A 17,293-nucleotide genomic window follows, 5' to 3' on the forward strand; every position below is an offset into this window, starting at 1 on the left:
GGGGATACAATGGCAATCAAAATAAAATCAAGAATGAAAATATAGTTGTATTCTTACTTTTGTGAAAGTAAAATGAGATTGGAGGGTGAAGAAATGGAACACATTCAATATCGCTTTTTATTAACAGCAATTATCGGTGTTATCTTCTTAATTGGTATCGGAATTATGATTGCTGAAAATAGTCCCATCGGCATTATCATTTGCATTATCGGCACATTTGTTACAGTCGGATACGGTTTTGTAACAAAAAGAAAAATGCGTAAATCGCAATAACATTAAAAAGTAAGAAGCTTCTTTATGCCTCTTACTTTTTTTTATTATTGCGATACAAATGGTAATAATTCTTCGTATACTCCTGGTTTTGCAACTAACACACTGCTTTTCTCTACAATAGAAAGAGGTGTTCCCAAGAACGTTGTCACTTTACCGCCAACTTCTTCTACAATAATCTGTCCCCCGCCAAAGTCCCATGGCGATAAGCGCGGTGTTACATATGCATCTAATCTTCCCGTTGCAACATATACCATTTCTAACGCTGCACAACCATATGACCTCGTACCTCTCGCCTTCTTAACGAGCATCATCATTTTTTCCATATTAAGCAATGGATTATCAGTAAGCCATATCGCATTCAAAGCTATAATTCCATGCTCTACCGTTCCTTTTTCCAACATGGGAATAGCTAAATCATTGCAAAAAGCCCCTTCTCCCTTTACCGCATGATATAGTTCGTCATGAACTGGATCATAAATAAGACCAATCTTTCCGATACCGTTCTCATAAATCCCGATTGAGATTGCGAAATTCCTTTTTTGATGAACAAAGTTCATCGTGCCGTCAATTGGATCAATTAACCAAACAACCCCATTAGAAGAGGTAATCTCATCTCCGTAGCCTTCTTCTCCTAAAATATTATGAGCCGGGAATGTTTCTTTAATTTTCCCAATTAAAAACTGCTCCGTTTCTCGGTCCATGTTTGTTACTAGATCAGCTGCATTTGACTTTGTTTCTATAATAAGTGTTTTTTTCAGTGACGCCATTAAATGTTCTCCCGCTTCTCGAATCCACTGTTTCGCGTGTGTATCGATGTCTTTCCATACTTCTTGCATGTTTAAACACTCCGATCTATACTGTTCACAGAAAAAACGAACCCTTTATAAGGTTCGCACCAACTAATTATTTATACATATACTATTATTACGCTTCTAAACGGATCATTTCAAGTCTTAACACTTCTAATTTTTGTACGCACTCTTCTTTTTTCTGGTTGTCGTTATCCATCATCGCATCATATAAAGTTGCTAATTCATAATCTAGCTCCAAACGTAGCACCGGAATTCTCTTTTCAGCATCTGTTCTCTTTAACGCATTAATCACCTGTCTCATTTTTTTGCCTCCTCCCAATATTCGTCTGCCCTCGGACTAGAATTGATTCAATTTTCTGATTTTTTGTTTTATACTATACTATGTTGGATAAATCATCTATGCAACACAATTATATTTTTTTATTTAAATTTTTTTGTGCTGTTTTTTTTATGAATAGTACAAGCTATGCTAAAATTAAAACAAAATAGGAGTTGGAGGAACAATCATGACACTACAAACATTCACATCAACTGATTTTGAAGTCTTTACTGTTGATGGTCTTGAAGAACGAATGAGCGCAATTAAAACGAATATTCATCCTAAGCTAGAAGCTTTAGGGGAACAGTTTGCAGAATATTTATCACAACAAACCGATGAAAACTTTTTCTACCATGTAGCAAAACATGCACGCCGCAAAGTCAATCCACCAAACGATACTTGGGTTGCTTTTTCAACAAATAAACGTGGATATAAAATGTTACCACACTTCCAAATTGGTTTATGGGGTACTCATGCCTTCATATACTTTGGTTTAATCTATGAGTGTCCACAAAAAGTGGAGACGGCTCACGCCTTCTTAGAACATTTAAATGATTTAAAAACAAATATTCCAAATGACTTCGTTTGGTCCATTGACCATACTAAACCAGGTGTAAAATCACATAAAACGCTTGAAACGGAAGACTTACAAAAGATGATTGAACGTTTAGCTACTGTGAAAAAAGCAGAATTATTAGTCGGTATTCATATATCACCAGAGGAGTTTTCAGCAATGACCAACGAACAATTCCTTGCTAAGATTGAATCTACGATGCAATCACTCCTTCCTTTATATGCGATTTCTAATCGATAAATCGATAGTAGAAAACGGACAATTTATATTGTCCGTTTTTAGTTGTTATCACATTATAGCACTTTGTATTTTATTTTTCAAAATATTTTTACATTTTAACAATCTTTTTTTCCGCTACTTCTTTTGCTCTTTGAATCGTACGATATATAGAATATCCACTTACTTCTTGAAATTCTTTATCAATTGTTTTCTCCGCTGCCTTTGATGGCACAATCTCTTTAAAACGACGATATAATTCCATCAAATCTTCTCTCAAAACTCCTTTTTCATATACCTTTTCAATCGCTTCATAAAACTTTACAACTGCTACCATTTCTTCGTTTGACCAATCGTAATCAAGTGGATATTGATATTCCATTTTTGCACCTCATTCAGTATTCTTTCTTTTTCCATTATGCTACCTTTAAGAGAACCTTTTATTCCTCACTATAGCCACTCTGCATTATACACCATTTATCCATTTCGATGGAATTGTCTTCCTCTTTGTATTATTTAAAATATAACTATTAAACATACTCACCTTGAAAATGAGATTTTTCTATACATCTATAATTATTGGTGATATAATGCTTGTGTTTTATAGAGAATAAAGTGAGACTACCATCCCCAAAAAGACGCTTGCGAATGGCAGAAAAACAAGTCAAGTTCTAAAAGTTTGTCATCTTAATTTCCTTTTAGAATGAGATGAAATCATATAAAACAAACTCTAATAAATATTACGAAGAAGAAGGGGTGTATAGATTGTCCCAATACGAAACACCATTGTTTACCACTTTAGTTGAGCACAGTAAGCGAAATCCAGTTCAATTCCATATTCCTGGTCATAAAAAAGGACAGGGCATGGATCCTACATTTCGCGAATTTATTGGGCATAATGCATTAGCAATTGATTTAATTAATATTGCGCCGCTCGATGATTTACATCATCCAAAAGGTATGATTAAAGAAGCACAGGATTTAGCAGCCGCTGCTTTCGGTGCAGATCATACGTTCTTTTCTATTCAAGGTACAAGTGGTGCAATTATGACAATGGTGATGAGCGTGTGCGGTCCTGGGGATAAAATCCTCGTGCCACGGAATGTGCATAAATCAGTAATGTCAGCTATTATTTTCTCAGGTGCAAAACCAATTTTCATGCATCCTGAGATTGATCCGAAGCTCGGTATTTCACATGGGATCACAATTCAATCTGTCAAAAAAGCTCTTGAAGAGCACTCAGATGCGAAAGGCTTACTTGTTATAAATCCAACATATTTTGGATTTGCTGCAGATTTAGAGCAGATTGTAGAATTAGCTCATTCTTACGATATTCCTGTACTTGTTGATGAAGCTCACGGTGTTCATATCCATTTTCATGATGAACTGCCGATGTCAGCTATGCAAGCAGGTGCAGATATGGCAGCAACAAGTGTTCACAAATTAGGAGGGTCTTTAACCCAAAGCTCTATTCTTAATGTAAAAGAGGGTCTTGTTAACGTAAAACATGTTCAATCCATTATTAGCATGCTTACGACTACATCAACTTCTTACATTTTGTTAGCATCTCTTGATGTTGCCAGAAAACGTCTTGCTACAGAAGGAACAGCTCTCATAGAACAAACAATACAATTAGCTGAACATGTTCGTGATGCTATAAATGTTATTGAGCATCTTTATTGTCCTGGAAAAGAGATGCTAGGTACAGATGCTACTTTTAACTATGATCCTACAAAGATAATTGTATCTGTAAAAGATTTAGGTATTACAGGCCATCAGGCTGAAGTATGGCTTAGAGAACATTACAACATTGAAGTAGAACTCTCTGATTTATATAACATACTTTGTCTTATCACATTTGGAGATACAGAAAGTGAAACAGATATACTTATTACAGCATTACAAGATTTAGCAGCAACATATGGAAATAGAGCAGATAAAGGTGTTCAGGTACAAGTAGAAATACCAGAAATACCTGTGCTAGCACTTTCTCCTAGAGATGCTTTTTATTCAGAAACAGAAGTCATTCCATTTGAAAACGCAGCAGGTCGTATTATAGCTGATTTTGTTATGGTTTATCCGCCAGGGATTCCAATCTTTACTCCGGGGGAAATTATTACACAAGATAACTTAGAGTATATTCGTAAAAATTTAGAAGCTGGGTTACCTGTACAAGGTCCCGAAGATATGACATTACAAACATTACGTGTTATTAAAGAGTACAAGCCTATCAGTTGATAGGCTTTTCTTTCACCTTTTTTCTCTTTTTTTCATACGATACTAAAGAATTTGACATTCCCACCCCTAATGGGGCCAGCTGACTAACGTCAGTGGGACTCTTGCTATAAAAGGCGAAGTCCATTTCTGGTATCGCTGACGCGCTAGATTGCGGTGTGCCATCACCACTCTCACAACAGACCGTATAGGTTCGTGAGCTACGGTACTAACCGTACAGATTCGTGTTCAAGTGTTTTAGCGCTTTGTTCTTGACGACACATATCATGCTTGAATTCGGCTATCGAACTCCATATGATATCTTTTATTCAAGGAACACATTGGCGTTTTAAAGACTTGTACTTGTCTATAGTTAACGTATACCAAAATATAAATGTTTTTCTATGAAAAAGCGATACTTTCATCCTATGCTTAAAGGCGGATTAAAGTCCAATATGGGATTTCCCGTATCGCGAAATCTGTAACGTATAGGTGGGGATACCATTATGATTGTGATAGGCCGTTCTATTGTACACCCTTATATCACAAATGAATATGAGCCATTTGCAGCTGAAAAACAACAGATTTTATCCATAATGGCTGGAAATCAAGAAGTTCATTCCTTCCGAACAGCCGATGAACTCAGCTTTGATCTTAATTTACGAGTTAATATTATTACTTCCGCGCTAGAACTTTTTCAAAGTGGCTTTCAGTTTCGTACATTTCAACAATCTTTTTGCAACCCTCAGTTTTGGGAAAGAACATCACTTGGCGGATTTCAACTACTCCCAAACGTACCATCCTCTATTGCCATCCAAGATATTTTTAAAAACGGAAAACTATATGGAACTGAATGTGCCACCGCAATGATTATCATTTTTTACAAAGCATTACTATCATTATATGAGGAAAAAACTTTCAACCGTCTATTCGCAAACCTCTTACTTTATACATGGGACTACGATCGCGACTTAAAGCTCATAACAAAAACGAGTGGCGATATCGTTCCAGGTGACCTCGTTTACTTTAAAAACCCACAAGTTAATCCAGCTACGATTGAGTGGCAAGGAGAAAATACAATCTATCTAGGAAACTTCTTTTTTTACGGACATGGCGTAGGCGTAAAAACGAAAGAGGAAATTATTTATTCATTGAATGAACGAAGGATTCCTTATGCTTTTATTTCAGCTTATTTAACCGATTTTATTACTCGTATTGATAGCCGTATGATGAGTCAATATGCCTCTCCTAACACGCCACAAACATCAATAGGATTTATTCCTATTAGAGATGATGCAATCGTTGCAACAGTCGGACATACAACTACAATCTATTAAAAAAACGCCTACATGTGTAGGCGTTTTTTCTTAATTATTAAGCTTTTGTATGTTCTGTATGGTCACATTCGCAATGAGATCCACATTTCCCATAAAGTACTGTTGATTTTTCATCTTCAAAATGTCCGATTGTTCCTTCACAAACTTGGCATACGATTGTTCCCATTTTCATTTCCCCCTGAGTTTTAAGAATAATCTACTTATATATGATTAAGCTTTCGCATTGTCTCTACTAGCACAGTCACAATTTGAACCACATTTTCCATAAAGTACTGTCGTTTTCTCATCCTCAAAATGTCCGATTGTTCCTTCACAAACTTGGCATACGATTGTTCCCATTTTCATTTCCCCCTGAGTTTATGGTCCTAAAAACTTTTAGTTGTCCATTTCCTATCAATTATTGGGCTTTTGTATGTTCTGTGTGCTCACATCCGCAAGATCCACATTTCCCGTAAAGTACCGTTACTTTCTCATCCTCGAAGTGTGCAATTGTACCTTCACAATCTTGACATACGATTGTTCCCATTTTTCATTTCCCCCTAAGTTTATAATCCCAAAAACTTTTGTAACCGCTTAACTTTCTGTCTTTATTTTAATATGTTATACTTTTTACGTCAATAGGTTTTTAGTATAACACATTAAATATTTTAAAATTAAATTAGTATGCGATATTAACACAAAAAAACAGCCATATTTCATACATACGACTGTTTCTTGTTAATTATTCTTCATACTCCGCATGCAAAGAAGTAGACGGAACAAGAAATTTAAAAAACTGAGCTAATTCCTCCGCCTCCTCTTCCGATCCTAACTTAAAAGTTTCTTGTATATATGGAACATTTTCTACATCATCTCGCCCAAGCAAAGTAGATCTCCCTGTTTGCATACAAACAATAAGTGGCTTTCCAAAAAACATATTTGTATAAATAACTCCAAAATCATAACGTGTATCATGCGTCATAAATCCTAAAAATCGTACCTTCACACTTTCATGCTCATCATACAATTTTTCAAACATGAGTTTCCACCTTTCTAAATAACACTTCCTATTCATAATATATTAAACAAAAAAAGTAATACTCCTTTTAATTGTCAAAAAATTCAGTAGGATGTAGAATGATATTATTCTACTAAACTAGGGGGGGGAATTTGTATGCAACACGCCTTTATCACACTTGTACCTAAATCTAATCAACAATCTGTTTCAATAGAAGATGTAAAACACCTTTTTCATAACTATAAAACCGTTACTTCCAAGACTGGTGATCAAATTAATTATGCTTATACAAATACAGCTTTTCCTTATGAAATATTAGACACATCAGCAACAACATTAAAACTCCAATCAAGTCACGATCGATATGATTCTATTTATGTGGGGATTGGAATAGAAAAGGAACAATCTTTCATTCAGGTTTCTTTACCTACTACAGCAACATTTGGTGATAAAGGAAAAGCAAATGAATTTAGCCGTTTTCTAGCGAAGAAATTAGAAGGAGAGTTACAACTATTTAATGGAAGAACAATGTATTTCTATAAACGTTAATTTTTAAAAATAGAGAATAGAATTAAAAAGAGTATACAATTCGAACACGTAAGTAATAAAGCCTGCTTCCTTACGTGTAATAGAAAACATGCAATTACATATGCTAAATAAAGAAATACGAAAAAAAGTATTACTTTATAATGAAACTTATCACCATTCGATAATGTTAATACAACGGAAAAACCACTCCATAATAGAAAATGATAAAATATAACATGTAATATTTTCATGGAACCTTCTCCTTTGACATGCTCTATTTTATTAATATATGGGATTAAGTTTGAATCAATTACATATTATACAACGGCATATATTCTAACGATTCATTTAAAGTATTATATATTCATTCGACAAGTACATATAAAGACCTTGCAAGTCATTTTATGAAAATAAAAATAACCCATCTCTTTAAATAAGAGATGGGTTATTTACATTACTTAAATTATTTTACAATGTGAATTGGCATTCCAAGAGCAACTTCAGCTGCTTCCATTGTGATTTCACCTAATGTTGGGTGAGCATGGATTGTTTGAGCGATATCTTCAGCTGTCATTCCAGCTTCGATAGCTAAACCAATCTCAGAGATAATATCAGAAGCACCTGTACCTGCAACTTGTGCACCTACAAGAAGACCATCTTCTTTACGTGTTACAAGTTGTAAGAAACCGTCAGTGCTGTTTAATGATAACGCACGACCGTTTGCAGCGAATGGGAACTTAGATACAGCTACTGTCATTCCTGCTTCTTCAGCTTGTTTCTTAGTGTAACCAACAGATGCTAATTCTGGATCAGTGAAGCATACTGCAGGAATTCCGATGTAATCGATTGCTGATGCATGGCCACTAATTACTTCAACAGCTACTTTACCTTCGTAAGAAGCTTTGTGAGCTAATGGTGGTCCAGGAACGATATCACCGATTGCATAGATGTTTGAAATATTTGTACGGCATTGCTCATCAATTTCGATGATGCCACGGTCAGTCATTTTAATTCCAACTTGCTCAAGACCGATTTCTTGAGTGTTTGGACGACGACCTACAGTTACTAATACGTAATCTGCTTCTACAGTTTGGATTTCACCTTTAACTTCAAAGCTAACTTTTACGCCAGTTTCTGTTTCTTCAACGCCTTTAGCCATAGCTTTTGTATGGATATTTACGTTACCTTTTTTCTGTAGAGCACGTTTAACAACAGAGCTCATAGCTTTTTCGAAACCAGCTAAGATTTCGTCGCCAGCTTCTACTACAGTAACTTCTGTACCGAAGTTAGCATATGCAGTACCTAATTCCATACCGATGTAACCGCCGCCGATTACAACAAGTTTTTTAGGAATTTCAGGTAAGCTTAAAGCGCCTGTAGAGTTGATAACACGTTTAGAGTATTTGAATCCAGGAATTTCGATTGGTGTAGAACCAGTTGCAAGAACAGCATTTTTAAACGTATAAGTTTGTGCTGCATCTTCAGTCATTACGCGTAATGTGTTAGCATCTACGAAGTAAGCTTCACCGCGAATGATTTCAACTTTGTTACCTTTAAGAAGGCCTTCAACACCGCCAGTTAATTTCTTAACTACGCCGTTTTTCCATTCTTGAACTTTTGTAAAGTCAACTTTTACGTTCTCTGCAGTGATACCCATGTCATCAGAATGCATTGCATTCTCATAACGATGACCTGCATTGATTAACGCTTTTGAAGGAATACATCCAACGTTTAAGCATACGCCACCAAGGTTAGCTTTTTCAATAATCGCTACCTTTTGACCTAATTGTGCTGCACGAATTGCCGCAACGTATCCACCAGGACCTGCACCAACAACGACTGTATCTAATTCAATTGGGAAATCTCCTACTACCATTGTTATTACGCCTCCATTACTAATAATTGTGGGTCATTCAATAGACGTTTAATTTGGTTTAATGCTTTTTGAGCAGTTGCGCCGTCAATTAAACGATGGTCAAAGCTTAGAGATAATGCTAATACTGGAGCTGCAACGATTTCACCGTTTTTCACAACTGGTTTCTCAGCGATACGGCCGATACCAAGGATTGCTACTTCTGGGTGATTGATAACTGGAGTGAACCATTGTCCACCTGCAGAACCAATGTTTGTAATTGTGCAAGAAGCACCTTTCATTTCAGTTGGAGCTAAACGACCGTCACGTGCTTTACCAGCAAGTTCATTGATCTCGTTAGAGATAGTAAAGATAGATTTACGATCTGTATCTTTAACAACTGGTACTAATAGACCTTTGTCTGTATCAGCTGCGATACCGATGTTGAAGTAATGTTTATGAACGATTTCTTGAGAAGCATCGTCTAAAGCAGTATTCAACATTGGGAATTCACGTAATGCAGATGTTAAAGCTTTTACAACGTATGGAAGGTAAGTTAATTTAATACCTTTGTCAGCTGCAACAGCTTTGAACTTCTTACGGTGAGCAACAAGTTCTGTTACATCTACTTCGTCCATTAATGTTACGTGAGGAGCTGTATGCTTAGAGTTAACCATTGCTTTCGCAATCGCTTTACGGATACCACTCATTTTCTCACGAGTTTCTGGATATTCACCAGCTGGGATTGGCTGTGCTTTTGGTGCTTCTTCTTTCGCTGCTGCTGCTGGAGTAGCTTCTACTGCTGCTGGAGCCTCAGTTGCTGCTACAGTTTGTCCACCATTTGCAAATGCATCGATGTCAGTTTTCACAACACGGCCGTTCTTACCAGAACCAGCTACTTTATGAATATCTACACCTTTTTCACGAGCATATTTACGAACAGATGGCATAGCGATTACACGCTCATTTACTACTTCTGCAGTTGCTGCTGGAGTAGTTTCCGCTGCTGGAGCTTCTACTGCTGCTTCTTCAGCTTTTGGAGCTTCATCATGATCGTCACCTTTAAATTTAAGGTTTTCGTATCCAGGAGCATCAAATTTAATTAATGTATCTCCTACTATTGCAACTGTTCCTTCTTCTACAAGTACTTCAAGTACTTTACCTTTAACAGGAGAAGGGATTTCTACTACTGCTTTATCATTTTGCACTTCAAGAAGTACATCGTCTTCATTTACTTCATCGCCTGGTTTAATAAACCATTTTACGATTTCACCTTCGTGGATACCTTCACCGATATCTGGTAGTTTAAATTCAAATGCCACGGAATTCAGCCCCCTGATTCATTTCATTATTATGGAATATGTACAAAAGAAACCAGCATGTGCTGATTTCTTTTGCACATGAAAAACTAAAAATTAGAAGTTCATTACTTTGTTAACAGCTTCAACAATATCTTTATGGTTTGGTAACCATACGCTCTCAGCTTGAGAGAATGGGAATACTGTATCAGCAGCTGCAACACGAACAACTGGAGCTTCTAAGTTTAAGATTGCACGGTCGTTAATTTCCGCTACAACGTTAGCTGCAATACCAGCTTGTTTTTGAGCTTCTTGAACTACAACTACGCGACCTGTTTTTTCAACAGAAGCAATGATTGTTTCGATATCTAATGGTTGAACTGTACGTAAGTCAACAACCTCTAAAGAGATACCTTCTTTTTCAAGTTCTTCAGCAGCTTTTAATGCAGCATGAACCATAGCACCATAAGCGATAACAGATACATCTGTACCTTCACGTTTGATATCAGCTTTACCTAAATCAATTGTGTAATCGCCTTCTGGTACATCTTGACGGAATGAACGGTACAATTTCATATGCTCTAAGTAGATAACTGGATCGTTGTCACGAATCGCAGAGATTAAAAGACCTTTTGCATCGTATGGAGTAGATGGAATAACAACTTTTAGACCAGGTTGTTGAGCCACTAATCCTTCTAAGCTATCAGCATGTAGTTCTGGAGTATGAACGCCACCACCGAATGGAGAACGAATTGTTACTGGAGCAGTCCAACGTCCACCAGAACGGTAACGCATACGAGCTAATTGACCAGAAACTGAATCCATTACTTCATAAATGAAACCGAAGAATTGGATTTCTGGAACTGGACGGAAGCCTTCAAGTGCAAGTCCAACTGCAAGTCCACCAATACCAGACTCTGCAAGTGGAGTATCCATTACACGATCTTCACCGAATTCAGCTTGTAAACCTTCAGTAGCACGGAATACTCCGCCGTTTACACCAACGTCTTCACCAAACACAAGTACGTTAGGATCATTTTTCATTTCAACGCGTAAAGCATCAGTGATTGCTTGAATCATTGTCATTTGAGCCATGGCTTACTTCGACTCCTTTTCTTTGTAAATTTCATATTGTTCAGCTAAGTTGTAAGGCATTTTTTCGTACATGATTTCCATTAAATCAGTAACTTTTTGTTTTGGAGCTTGGTCAGCCTTAGCAATTGCTTGTTTGATATCTTCTTTTGCTTCTTCGATTACTTTCTCTTCAACTTCTTGAGACCATAGGCCTTTGTTTTCTAAGAATGCACGGAAGCGTACGATTGGATCTTTTTGTTCCCATTCGTTTTCGATATCTTTTGTACGGTAACGAGTTGGGTCATCACCAGCCATTGTATGTGGACCATAACGGAATGTTAAAGTCTCAATTAAAGTAGGGCCTTCACCATTTACTGCGCGCTCACGAGCGAATGCAGTTGCTGCGTATACAGCTAATGGATCCATACCGTCTACTTGAATTCCGTAAATACCTGCTGCTACTGCTTTTTGTGCTACAGTTTTAGCTGCAGATTGCTTTTCTACTGGAGTAGAGATTGCATAACGGTTATTTTGTACAACGAAGATTGCTGGAGCTTTGAATGCACCCGCAAAGTTCATACCTTCGTAGAAGTCACCTTGTGAAGCACCACCGTCACCAGTGTAAGTAATTGCAACAGATTTTTTACCACGTAGTTTCATACCTAACGCAACACCAGCAGTTTGGATGATTTGCGCACCGATAATGATTTGTGGAGCAAGTGCATTTACATTCTCAGGCATTTGGTTACCCATGAAATGTCCACGAGAGAATAAGAATGCTTGATATAATGGTAGACCGTGCCACACTAATTGTGGAACATCACGATATCCTGGTAAGATGAAATCTTCTGCTTCAAGTGCGAAATGACTTGCTAATTGAGAAGCCTCTTGTCCAGCAGTTGGTGCGTAGAAACCTAAACGTCCTTGACGGTTTAAAGAAATAGAACGTTGATCTAGTACGCGAGTATACACCATACGGCGCATTAACTCTTTTAATTGATCATCTGATAATTCAGGCATAGCTGCTTCATTCACAACTTCGCCTTTTTCATTTAAAATTTGTAATGTTTCAAATTGAGCTGCGATAGCTTTCATTTGCTCATCAACATTAAATAGGGTGTTTTTTGTTTTAGTACCCATTCCGTTCACCTCTTCCTCTCTTGAACCATATTCTGAAACGCTTTCACTATCTATTAGCTAGACTGAAAGCGCAACAATGTAAACCAACAAGTTTGTCTGTCGGTTGAGAATAATTTTGTGTACCTAACAATCTGTACTAATGTTTTTTCAAAAACATATTAATACAATCTTGATCACGTTTTTTAGTTTACAACTATTCTAATTACGATGTCAATTACTTTGAATACGTTTTTTTATAAATAATATGCAGGTTTCCTCTACACAAACATGTTTTTATTTTTCACATCTGTATTAGTAAGCAATAACCTACTGTTATATTATTCCCTTTTTAACTTGTTTTTTCTCTTAGAATAATATGTAAACGATTTAATTCTCTTTAGTTTTTCTCTCTTCTCAATAAAATTATACAAACACTTCTTCCTTTTATAGGTAAATACCTATACATTTCTAATCATTCCTCCATACATTATAGTAACCGCAGTATTAGCGGGAAATGATAAAGGAGGTCATCTCATGTACGGATACTCATATTGCTATCCAACAACTTGTTCATATCCTTCCTACGGTTATGGCGGTTCTTGTGGCGAATCTGGACGCGGCTTCGCCTTAATCGTTGTGTTGTTTATCCTTTTAATTATCGTTGGTGCTGCTTGCATTCGCTAATTAATGTAAAATGAAACAACTATGGAAAGAAACAGACGGCTTTGCCGTCTTTTCTTTTATTACATAACTTATCTATAGAAGATTTGTTTCCAAGTAGTTCTTCCTTACTTGCCGATGACTTTTTTTATCTCCTTTGGTAGACTAAAGAAGAAAGGAGAGATTACATATGCTTACAATGAATGAGGTAATTCGTGAAGGAAATCCTATTTTGCGCGAAGTCGCAGAAGAGGTCTCCTTACCTGCTAGCGAGGAAGATACAAATACTCTTAAAGAAATGATTGAATTTGTAATAAATAGCCAGGACCCTGAAATGGCTGAAAAATATAATTTACGCCCCGGAATCGGATTAGCGGCTCCGCAAATCGGTATTTCAAAGAAAATGATTGCGGTTCATGTAACTGATACGAACGATACGTTATATAGCTACGCATTATTCAACCCAAAAATCATTAGTCATTCTGTTGAACGTACATATTTACAAAATGGTGAAGGCTGTCTATCTGTAGACCGTGAAGTACCTGGTTATGTCCCTCGTTACACAAGAATTACAGTAAAGGCAACAACGATTAACGGTGAAGACGTAAAACTGCGATTAAAAGGTTTACCAGCAATTGTATTCCAACATGAAATCGACCATCTAAACGGTGTTATGTTCTATGACCATATTAATAAAGACAATCCATTTGTGGCTCCCGATGATTCAAAACCTCTCGAGCGATAATAGTAAAAAGGCGGAAGTTAACCTTCCGCCTTTTTATTATATGAAATGGGTTCCATACTTACCTATAACAAGCCAGCCCACTTTAATCCGTGATAAATACCGTCTTCATTAACATCTTTTGTCACATAATTAGCAAGTTTTTTCAAATCCTCATGACCATTCCCCATCACAATGCCCGTTCCTACTGCTTCAATCATTTCTAAATCATTTAATCCGTCCCCAAATGCATATACTTGTTCACGATTAAATCCTATTTTCTCAATAAACTTCTCAATCCCTTTTGCCTTAGAACCACCATTAGGAATAATATCCATTGAATATGCATGCCAGCGTATAAAATGAAAATCTGGATAATGATGAATAAACTTTTCTTCTTCGTTTACTTCACAAAAAAGAAGCGTTTGATAAATATCGCGTTTCTCATAAAAATCAGGTTCATATGCCGGATGCTCGAATTGTAAGCTTCCAAAACCTTCTTTTACATAATCATGATATTCCACTGACGCTCTCATTTCTTGATGGTCAAGATATACAAGTGGATATCCTTCTTGTTTTGCAAACTGAGTAAACTTATGTAGAGCATCAGGATGTAATGGATTATTAAATAATACCTCATCCTCAAATACAACATACTGTCCGTTAAAACTAACATAATTATGTATATTGAGTTCCTCACGAATATCTTCAAACATAAATGGCGCACGCCCTGTCGCAATCGCTACATGCACACCTTTTTCTTGTAAATCTCTTACTGCATCTCTTGTAGATTGCGGAATTTTCTTATCATGATCTAATAATGTTCCATCAATATCAAAAAAGACAATTTTATCATTCATTTGTCAAAATCCTTTCTGGCACTCTATATTCCTATTTTGATTATCACTTTTCAAATTTCAAAAAAAAGTATAACATATTAAACATCTGTGAAGAAAGCGTTCACTTTCTGACCTTATTTATGAAATGTGCATATACTATTAGTGAAAAAATGTGGATACTTGTTCGGATGAATTTTCTTTTCTATTCTTCCTCATACTATATCTATAACTAACGGCTACTAATCGTTACTACAAGATAACTTACACTATACTAAAAAGAACAAGATTCACTATTCACTTCTAATCTTCTTTCTTGTATGGGAGACAGAGTTATCATTAGTAATATGCATGTTTAAAATAAGGAAAGGAAGGAGTAATCATGCTGAAGAAGCTGAAGAAAAAGCTCAAGCGTTATTTAAACGATTTAGTCCGTAAGAAGACAATCGCTTAAATTGTGCCCATTTCGGGCTTTTTCTTCATTCTCATTCGAAAAAACATGAAAATCGTGACTGTTTGCTTTATAATAAGTAACAGATAATGCAAAACATAGACAAGGAGAGGTTTTCCCAATGATTTTTAAAGTATTTTATCAAGAAAAATTAACTGAGGTCCCAGTACGTGAAAATACAAAAGTTTTATATTTAGAGGCTACGTCTCAAAAGGATGTTCGTAAAAAATTAAATAAGTTCGCATATAATATCGAGTTCGTTCAGTCTGTTACTGGTGCTCATCTTGAATATGAAAAACAAAACGCTGATTTAATATTAGCGGAAATCGTATAGTCATATGAAATTCCTAAAAAATGATCAAGCTGCCGTTTTTGCCCTCGGTGGTCTTGGTGAAATCGGTAAAAATACATATGCTGTTCAATTTCAAGATGAAATTATTATAATTGATGCTGGAATTAAATTTCCAGAAGACGAACTCCTCGGGATCGATTATGTAATACCAGATTACACTTATTTTGTGCGAAACGAAGATAAAATTAAAGGGTTATTCATTACACATGGTCACGAAGATCATATTGGTGGAATTCCTTATCTATTACGTCAAGTAAACATTCCAATTTACGGCGGAAAATTAGCAATTGCCCTAATAAAAAACAAATTAGAAGAGCACGGATTACTTCGTAAAGCAAAACTTTATGAAATTCAAGAAGATGATGTTATTAAATTTAAAAAGACATCTGTTTCCTTCTTCCGTACAACTCACAGTATTCCGGATTCATACGGAGTTGTTGTGAAAACACCTCAAGGACAAGTCGTTCATACAGGTGATTTCAAATTTGATTTCACACCAGTAGGTGAGCCAGCAGATTTAACAAAAATGGCCGAAATCGGAAAAGACGGTGTACTTTGTCTCTTATCTGATAGTACAAACAGTGAAGTGCCAAACTTTACGATGTCTGAGCGCCGCGTTGGTGATAGTATTCAAGATATATTCCGCAAAGTAGACGGTCGTATTATATTCGCAACCTTTGCATCGAATATCCATCGCTTACAACAAGTTGTTGAGGCTGCTGTTGAAAACAATCGTAAAGTAGCTGTATTCGGTCGAAGTATGGAAGCGGCTATTGAAATCGGACAAAACCTTGGTTATATCCGGTGTCCAAAGGATACATTCATAGACACATCTCAGCTAAACCGCCTACCAGCTAATAAAGTTGTTATGTTATGTACAGGTAGTCAAGGGGAGCCGATGGCAGCACTTTCACGTATTGCCAATGGTACACATCGTCAAATTCAAATTATCCCTGGCGATACAGTTGTTTTCTCTTCTTCACCAATCCCAGGCAATACAATTAGTGTAAGTCGTACAATTAACATGTTGTACCGCGCTGGTGCTGATGTAATCCATGGTAAACTCTCAAATATTCATACGAGTGGACACGGTGGACAAGAAGAACAAAAGTTAATGCTACGTCTTATTAAGCCGAAATATTTCATGCCAATTCATGGTGAATATCGTATGCAACGTATGCATATGAAATTAGCGAATGATTGTGGTATTCCAGAAGAAAATTGTTTCATTATGGATAATGGAGATGTTCTTGCTTTACGTTCTGATGAAGCAAGCGTAGCTGGGAAAATCCCATCTGGCTCTGTCTATATCGATGGAAATGGTATTGGAGATATCGGTAATATCGTATTACGTGATCGTCGCATTCTTTCTGAAGAAGGACTTGTTATTGTAGTTGTAAGCATTGATATGAAAGAATTTAAAGTTGCAGCAGGACCTGATATCATCTCGCGTGGTTTCGTTTATATGCGTGAAAGCAGCGATTTAATCAACGATGCTCAAACATTAATTACAACACATTTAGAAAAAGTAATGGAGCGAAAAACAACACAATGGTCTGAAATTAAAAATGAGATTACAGACACATTAGCACCATTCCTATACGAAAAAACGAAACGTCGTCCAATGATTTTACCAATCATTATGGAAATATAAGAAAAA

At 36.3% G+C, this 17,293-nt stretch carries 22 protein-coding genes; 9 read left to right on the forward strand and 13 right to left on the reverse strand.

Going from position 1 to position 17,293, the window contains the following annotated elements; translation table 11 throughout:
• Positions 1–93 precede the first annotated feature (93 nt).
• Positions 94–273, forward strand: coding sequence for a DUF5325 family protein (locus MHB76_RS18595; RefSeq protein ID WP_000400127.1), 180 nt, complete (start codon positions 94–96; stop codon positions 271–273).
• A 44-nt stretch (positions 274–317) separates the two neighbouring features.
• Here the strand turns inward: MHB76_RS18595 and MHB76_RS18600 are convergent, their stop codons facing one another.
• Both MHB76_RS18600 and MHB76_RS18605 read right to left on the reverse strand, forming a co-directional pair.
• Entirely contained in the window at positions 318–1,109 is a 792-nt protein-coding gene (locus tag MHB76_RS18600; protein WP_078181626.1) for an inositol monophosphatase family protein, read from the reverse strand.
• 88 nt (positions 1,110–1,197) lie between these two features.
• Positions 1,198–1,386 carry a hypothetical protein gene (locus MHB76_RS18605; protein ID WP_002088326.1) on the reverse strand — a complete coding sequence of 63 codons (189 nt, stop codon included), beginning with the start codon at positions 1,384–1,386 and terminating at the stop codon, positions 1,198–1,200.
• Positions 1,387–1,591: 205 nt separating this feature from the next.
• On the opposite strand from MHB76_RS18605, the gene MHB76_RS18610 reads away from it, so the two are divergent.
• A complete protein-coding gene (locus tag MHB76_RS18610; RefSeq protein ID WP_002160680.1) occupies positions 1,592–2,218 on the forward strand; it encodes a YktB family protein in 627 nt (208 codons plus the stop codon).
• Between the two features lie 88 nt (positions 2,219–2,306).
• Here MHB76_RS18610 and MHB76_RS18615 read toward each other — a convergent pair whose 3' ends face one another.
• Complete coding sequence (locus MHB76_RS18615) at positions 2,307–2,576, reverse strand: UPF0223 family protein (protein ID WP_002146003.1); 270 nt, start codon at positions 2,574–2,576, stop codon at positions 2,307–2,309.
• Between the two features lie 383 nt (positions 2,577–2,959).
• Between MHB76_RS18615 and speA the strand changes: the two genes are divergently transcribed.
• Together speA and MHB76_RS18625 are read left to right on the forward strand one after the other, a co-directional pair.
• Entirely contained in the window at positions 2,960–4,432 is a 1,473-nt protein-coding gene (gene speA / locus MHB76_RS18620) for an arginine decarboxylase (protein ID WP_002160679.1), read from the forward strand.
• Between the two features lie 482 nt (positions 4,433–4,914).
• Positions 4,915–5,745: a protein-glutamine gamma-glutamyltransferase gene (locus MHB76_RS18625; RefSeq protein ID WP_002160678.1), complete on the forward strand. Its 831-nt coding sequence runs from the start codon at positions 4,915–4,917 to the stop codon at positions 5,743–5,745.
• Positions 5,746–5,782: 37 nt separating this feature from the next.
• Here MHB76_RS18625 and MHB76_RS18630 read toward each other — a convergent pair whose 3' ends face one another.
• The 4 genes from MHB76_RS18630 to MHB76_RS18645 form a co-directional block, all read right to left on the reverse strand.
• Entirely contained in the window at positions 5,783–5,911 is a 129-nt protein-coding gene (locus tag MHB76_RS18630; protein ID WP_002111497.1) for a GapA-binding peptide SR1P, read from the reverse strand.
• Positions 5,912–5,955: 44 nt separating this feature from the next.
• A complete protein-coding gene (locus MHB76_RS18635) occupies positions 5,956–6,084 on the reverse strand; it encodes a GapA-binding peptide SR1P (protein ID WP_002033839.1) in 129 nt (42 codons plus the stop codon).
• Positions 6,085–6,142: 58 nt separating this feature from the next.
• Entirely contained in the window at positions 6,143–6,271 is a 129-nt protein-coding gene (locus tag MHB76_RS18640) for a GapA-binding peptide SR1P (protein ID WP_002111499.1), read from the reverse strand.
• A 195-nt stretch (positions 6,272–6,466) separates the two neighbouring features.
• Positions 6,467–6,763 carry a DUF3055 domain-containing protein gene (locus tag MHB76_RS18645; RefSeq protein ID WP_000462037.1) on the reverse strand — a complete coding sequence of 99 codons (297 nt, stop codon included), beginning with the start codon at positions 6,761–6,763 and terminating at the stop codon, positions 6,467–6,469.
• A 135-nt stretch (positions 6,764–6,898) separates the two neighbouring features.
• Here MHB76_RS18645 and MHB76_RS18650 point away from each other — a divergent pair, with 135 nt between their 5' ends.
• Entirely contained in the window at positions 6,899–7,291 is a 393-nt protein-coding gene (locus MHB76_RS18650; RefSeq protein WP_002014853.1) for a DUF1885 family protein, read from the forward strand.
• Here MHB76_RS18650 and MHB76_RS18655 read toward each other — a convergent pair.
• The 5 genes from MHB76_RS18655 to pdhA form a co-directional block, all read right to left on the reverse strand.
• The gene (locus tag MHB76_RS18655) at positions 7,288–7,521 is read right to left on the reverse strand and encodes a hypothetical protein (protein ID WP_002160677.1); all 234 of its coding nucleotides are present in this window, start codon (positions 7,519–7,521) and stop codon (positions 7,288–7,290) included. The genes MHB76_RS18650 and MHB76_RS18655 overlap by 4 nt on opposite strands.
• A 212-nt stretch (positions 7,522–7,733) precedes the next feature.
• On the reverse strand, positions 7,734–9,146 hold the full coding sequence (gene lpdA / locus MHB76_RS18660) for a dihydrolipoyl dehydrogenase (RefSeq protein WP_002145997.1): 1,413 nt from the start codon (positions 9,144–9,146) through the stop codon (positions 7,734–7,736).
• Between the two features lie 5 nt (positions 9,147–9,151).
• The gene (gene pdhC, locus MHB76_RS18665) at positions 9,152–10,444 is read right to left on the reverse strand and encodes a pyruvate dehydrogenase complex dihydrolipoyllysine-residue acetyltransferase (RefSeq protein ID WP_002033838.1); all 1,293 of its coding nucleotides are present in this window, start codon (positions 10,442–10,444) and stop codon (positions 9,152–9,154) included.
• A gap of 93 nt (positions 10,445–10,537) precedes the next feature.
• The gene (pdhB, locus tag MHB76_RS18670; protein WP_000068162.1) at positions 10,538–11,515 is read right to left on the reverse strand and encodes a pyruvate dehydrogenase complex E1 component subunit beta; all 978 of its coding nucleotides are present in this window, start codon (positions 11,513–11,515) and stop codon (positions 10,538–10,540) included.
• A 3-nt stretch (positions 11,516–11,518) separates the two neighbouring features.
• A complete protein-coding gene (gene pdhA, locus MHB76_RS18675) occupies positions 11,519–12,634 on the reverse strand; it encodes a pyruvate dehydrogenase E1 component subunit alpha (protein ID WP_002160676.1) in 1,116 nt (371 codons plus the stop codon).
• Between the two features lie 513 nt (positions 12,635–13,147).
• Between pdhA and MHB76_RS18680 the strand changes: the two genes are divergently transcribed.
• Both MHB76_RS18680 and def read left to right on the forward strand, forming a co-directional pair.
• Entirely contained in the window at positions 13,148–13,297 is a 150-nt protein-coding gene (locus tag MHB76_RS18680) for a YjcZ family sporulation protein (protein WP_002160675.1), read from the forward strand.
• A 166-nt stretch (positions 13,298–13,463) separates the two neighbouring features.
• Positions 13,464–14,018: a peptide deformylase gene (gene def / locus MHB76_RS18685; RefSeq protein WP_002160674.1), complete on the forward strand. Its 555-nt coding sequence runs from the start codon at positions 13,464–13,466 to the stop codon at positions 14,016–14,018.
• A 62-nt stretch (positions 14,019–14,080) separates the two neighbouring features.
• Here the strand turns inward: def and MHB76_RS18690 are convergent, their stop codons facing one another.
• Positions 14,081–14,854 carry a Cof-type HAD-IIB family hydrolase gene (locus MHB76_RS18690; RefSeq protein WP_002014845.1) on the reverse strand — a complete coding sequence of 258 codons (774 nt, stop codon included), beginning with the start codon at positions 14,852–14,854 and terminating at the stop codon, positions 14,081–14,083.
• Between the two features lie 548 nt (positions 14,855–15,402).
• On the opposite strand from MHB76_RS18690, the gene MHB76_RS18695 reads away from it, so the two are divergent.
• Both MHB76_RS18695 and rnjA read left to right on the forward strand, forming a co-directional pair.
• Positions 15,403–15,615 carry a DNA-dependent RNA polymerase subunit epsilon gene (locus MHB76_RS18695; protein WP_000576436.1) on the forward strand — a complete coding sequence of 71 codons (213 nt, stop codon included), beginning with the start codon at positions 15,403–15,405 and terminating at the stop codon, positions 15,613–15,615.
• A gap of 4 nt (positions 15,616–15,619) precedes the next feature.
• Positions 15,620–17,287, forward strand: a complete 1,668-nt coding sequence (gene rnjA, locus MHB76_RS18700; protein ID WP_002014844.1) for a ribonuclease J1 — start codon at positions 15,620–15,622, stop codon at positions 17,285–17,287.
• Positions 17,288–17,293 lie beyond the last annotated feature (6 nt).

Origin of the sequence: Bacillus sp. FSL M7-1345 (assembly GCF_038006985.1) — a bacterium.
GTDB lineage: Bacteria > Bacillota > Bacilli > Bacillales > Bacillaceae_G > Bacillus_A > Bacillus_A cereus_U.

What these genes read in the sequence shown, in the direction of transcription:
- lpdA (WP_002145997.1), bottom strand. Translation starts at nt 9,146, where the DNA reads ATGGTAGTAGGAGATTTCCCAATTGAATTAGATACAGTCGTTGTTGGT.
- MHB76_RS18635 (WP_002033839.1), bottom strand. Translation starts at nt 6,084, where the DNA reads ATGGGAACAATCGTATGCCAAGTTTGTGAAGGAACAATCGGACATTTT.
- MHB76_RS18595 (WP_000400127.1), top strand. Translation starts at nt 94, where the DNA reads ATGGAACACATTCAATATCGCTTTTTATTAACAGCAATTATCGGTGTT.
- MHB76_RS18695 (WP_000576436.1), top strand. Translation starts at nt 15,403, where the DNA reads ATGATTTTTAAAGTATTTTATCAAGAAAAATTAACTGAGGTCCCAGTA.
- MHB76_RS18690 (WP_002014845.1), bottom strand. Translation starts at nt 14,854, where the DNA reads ATGAATGATAAAATTGTCTTTTTTGATATTGATGGAACATTATTAGAT.
- MHB76_RS18625 (WP_002160678.1), top strand. Translation starts at nt 4,915, where the DNA reads ATGATTGTGATAGGCCGTTCTATTGTACACCCTTATATCACAAATGAA.
- MHB76_RS18615 (WP_002146003.1), bottom strand. Translation starts at nt 2,576, where the DNA reads ATGGAATATCAATATCCACTTGATTACGATTGGTCAAACGAAGAAATG.
- MHB76_RS18655 (WP_002160677.1), bottom strand. Translation starts at nt 7,521, where the DNA reads ATGAAAATATTACATGTTATATTTTATCATTTTCTATTATGGAGTGGT.
- pdhB (WP_000068162.1), bottom strand. Translation starts at nt 11,515, where the DNA reads ATGGCTCAAATGACAATGATTCAAGCAATCACTGATGCTTTACGCGTT.
- rnjA (WP_002014844.1), top strand. Translation starts at nt 15,620, where the DNA reads ATGAAATTCCTAAAAAATGATCAAGCTGCCGTTTTTGCCCTCGGTGGT.
- MHB76_RS18610 (WP_002160680.1), top strand. Translation starts at nt 1,592, where the DNA reads ATGACACTACAAACATTCACATCAACTGATTTTGAAGTCTTTACTGTT.
- MHB76_RS18680 (WP_002160675.1), top strand. Translation starts at nt 13,148, where the DNA reads ATGTACGGATACTCATATTGCTATCCAACAACTTGTTCATATCCTTCC.
- MHB76_RS18640 (WP_002111499.1), bottom strand. Translation starts at nt 6,271, where the DNA reads ATGGGAACAATCGTATGTCAAGATTGTGAAGGTACAATTGCACACTTC.
- def (WP_002160674.1), top strand. Translation starts at nt 13,464, where the DNA reads ATGCTTACAATGAATGAGGTAATTCGTGAAGGAAATCCTATTTTGCGC.
- pdhA (WP_002160676.1), bottom strand. Translation starts at nt 12,634, where the DNA reads ATGGGTACTAAAACAAAAAACACCCTATTTAATGTTGATGAGCAAATG.
- MHB76_RS18630 (WP_002111497.1), bottom strand. Translation starts at nt 5,911, where the DNA reads ATGGGAACAATCGTATGCCAAGTTTGTGAAGGAACAATCGGACATTTT.
- MHB76_RS18600 (WP_078181626.1), bottom strand. Translation starts at nt 1,109, where the DNA reads ATGCAAGAAGTATGGAAAGACATCGATACACACGCGAAACAGTGGATT.
- MHB76_RS18605 (WP_002088326.1), bottom strand. Translation starts at nt 1,386, where the DNA reads ATGAGACAGGTGATTAATGCGTTAAAGAGAACAGATGCTGAAAAGAGA.
- MHB76_RS18645 (WP_000462037.1), bottom strand. Translation starts at nt 6,763, where the DNA reads ATGTTTGAAAAATTGTATGATGAGCATGAAAGTGTGAAGGTACGATTT.
- MHB76_RS18650 (WP_002014853.1), top strand. Translation starts at nt 6,899, where the DNA reads ATGCAACACGCCTTTATCACACTTGTACCTAAATCTAATCAACAATCT.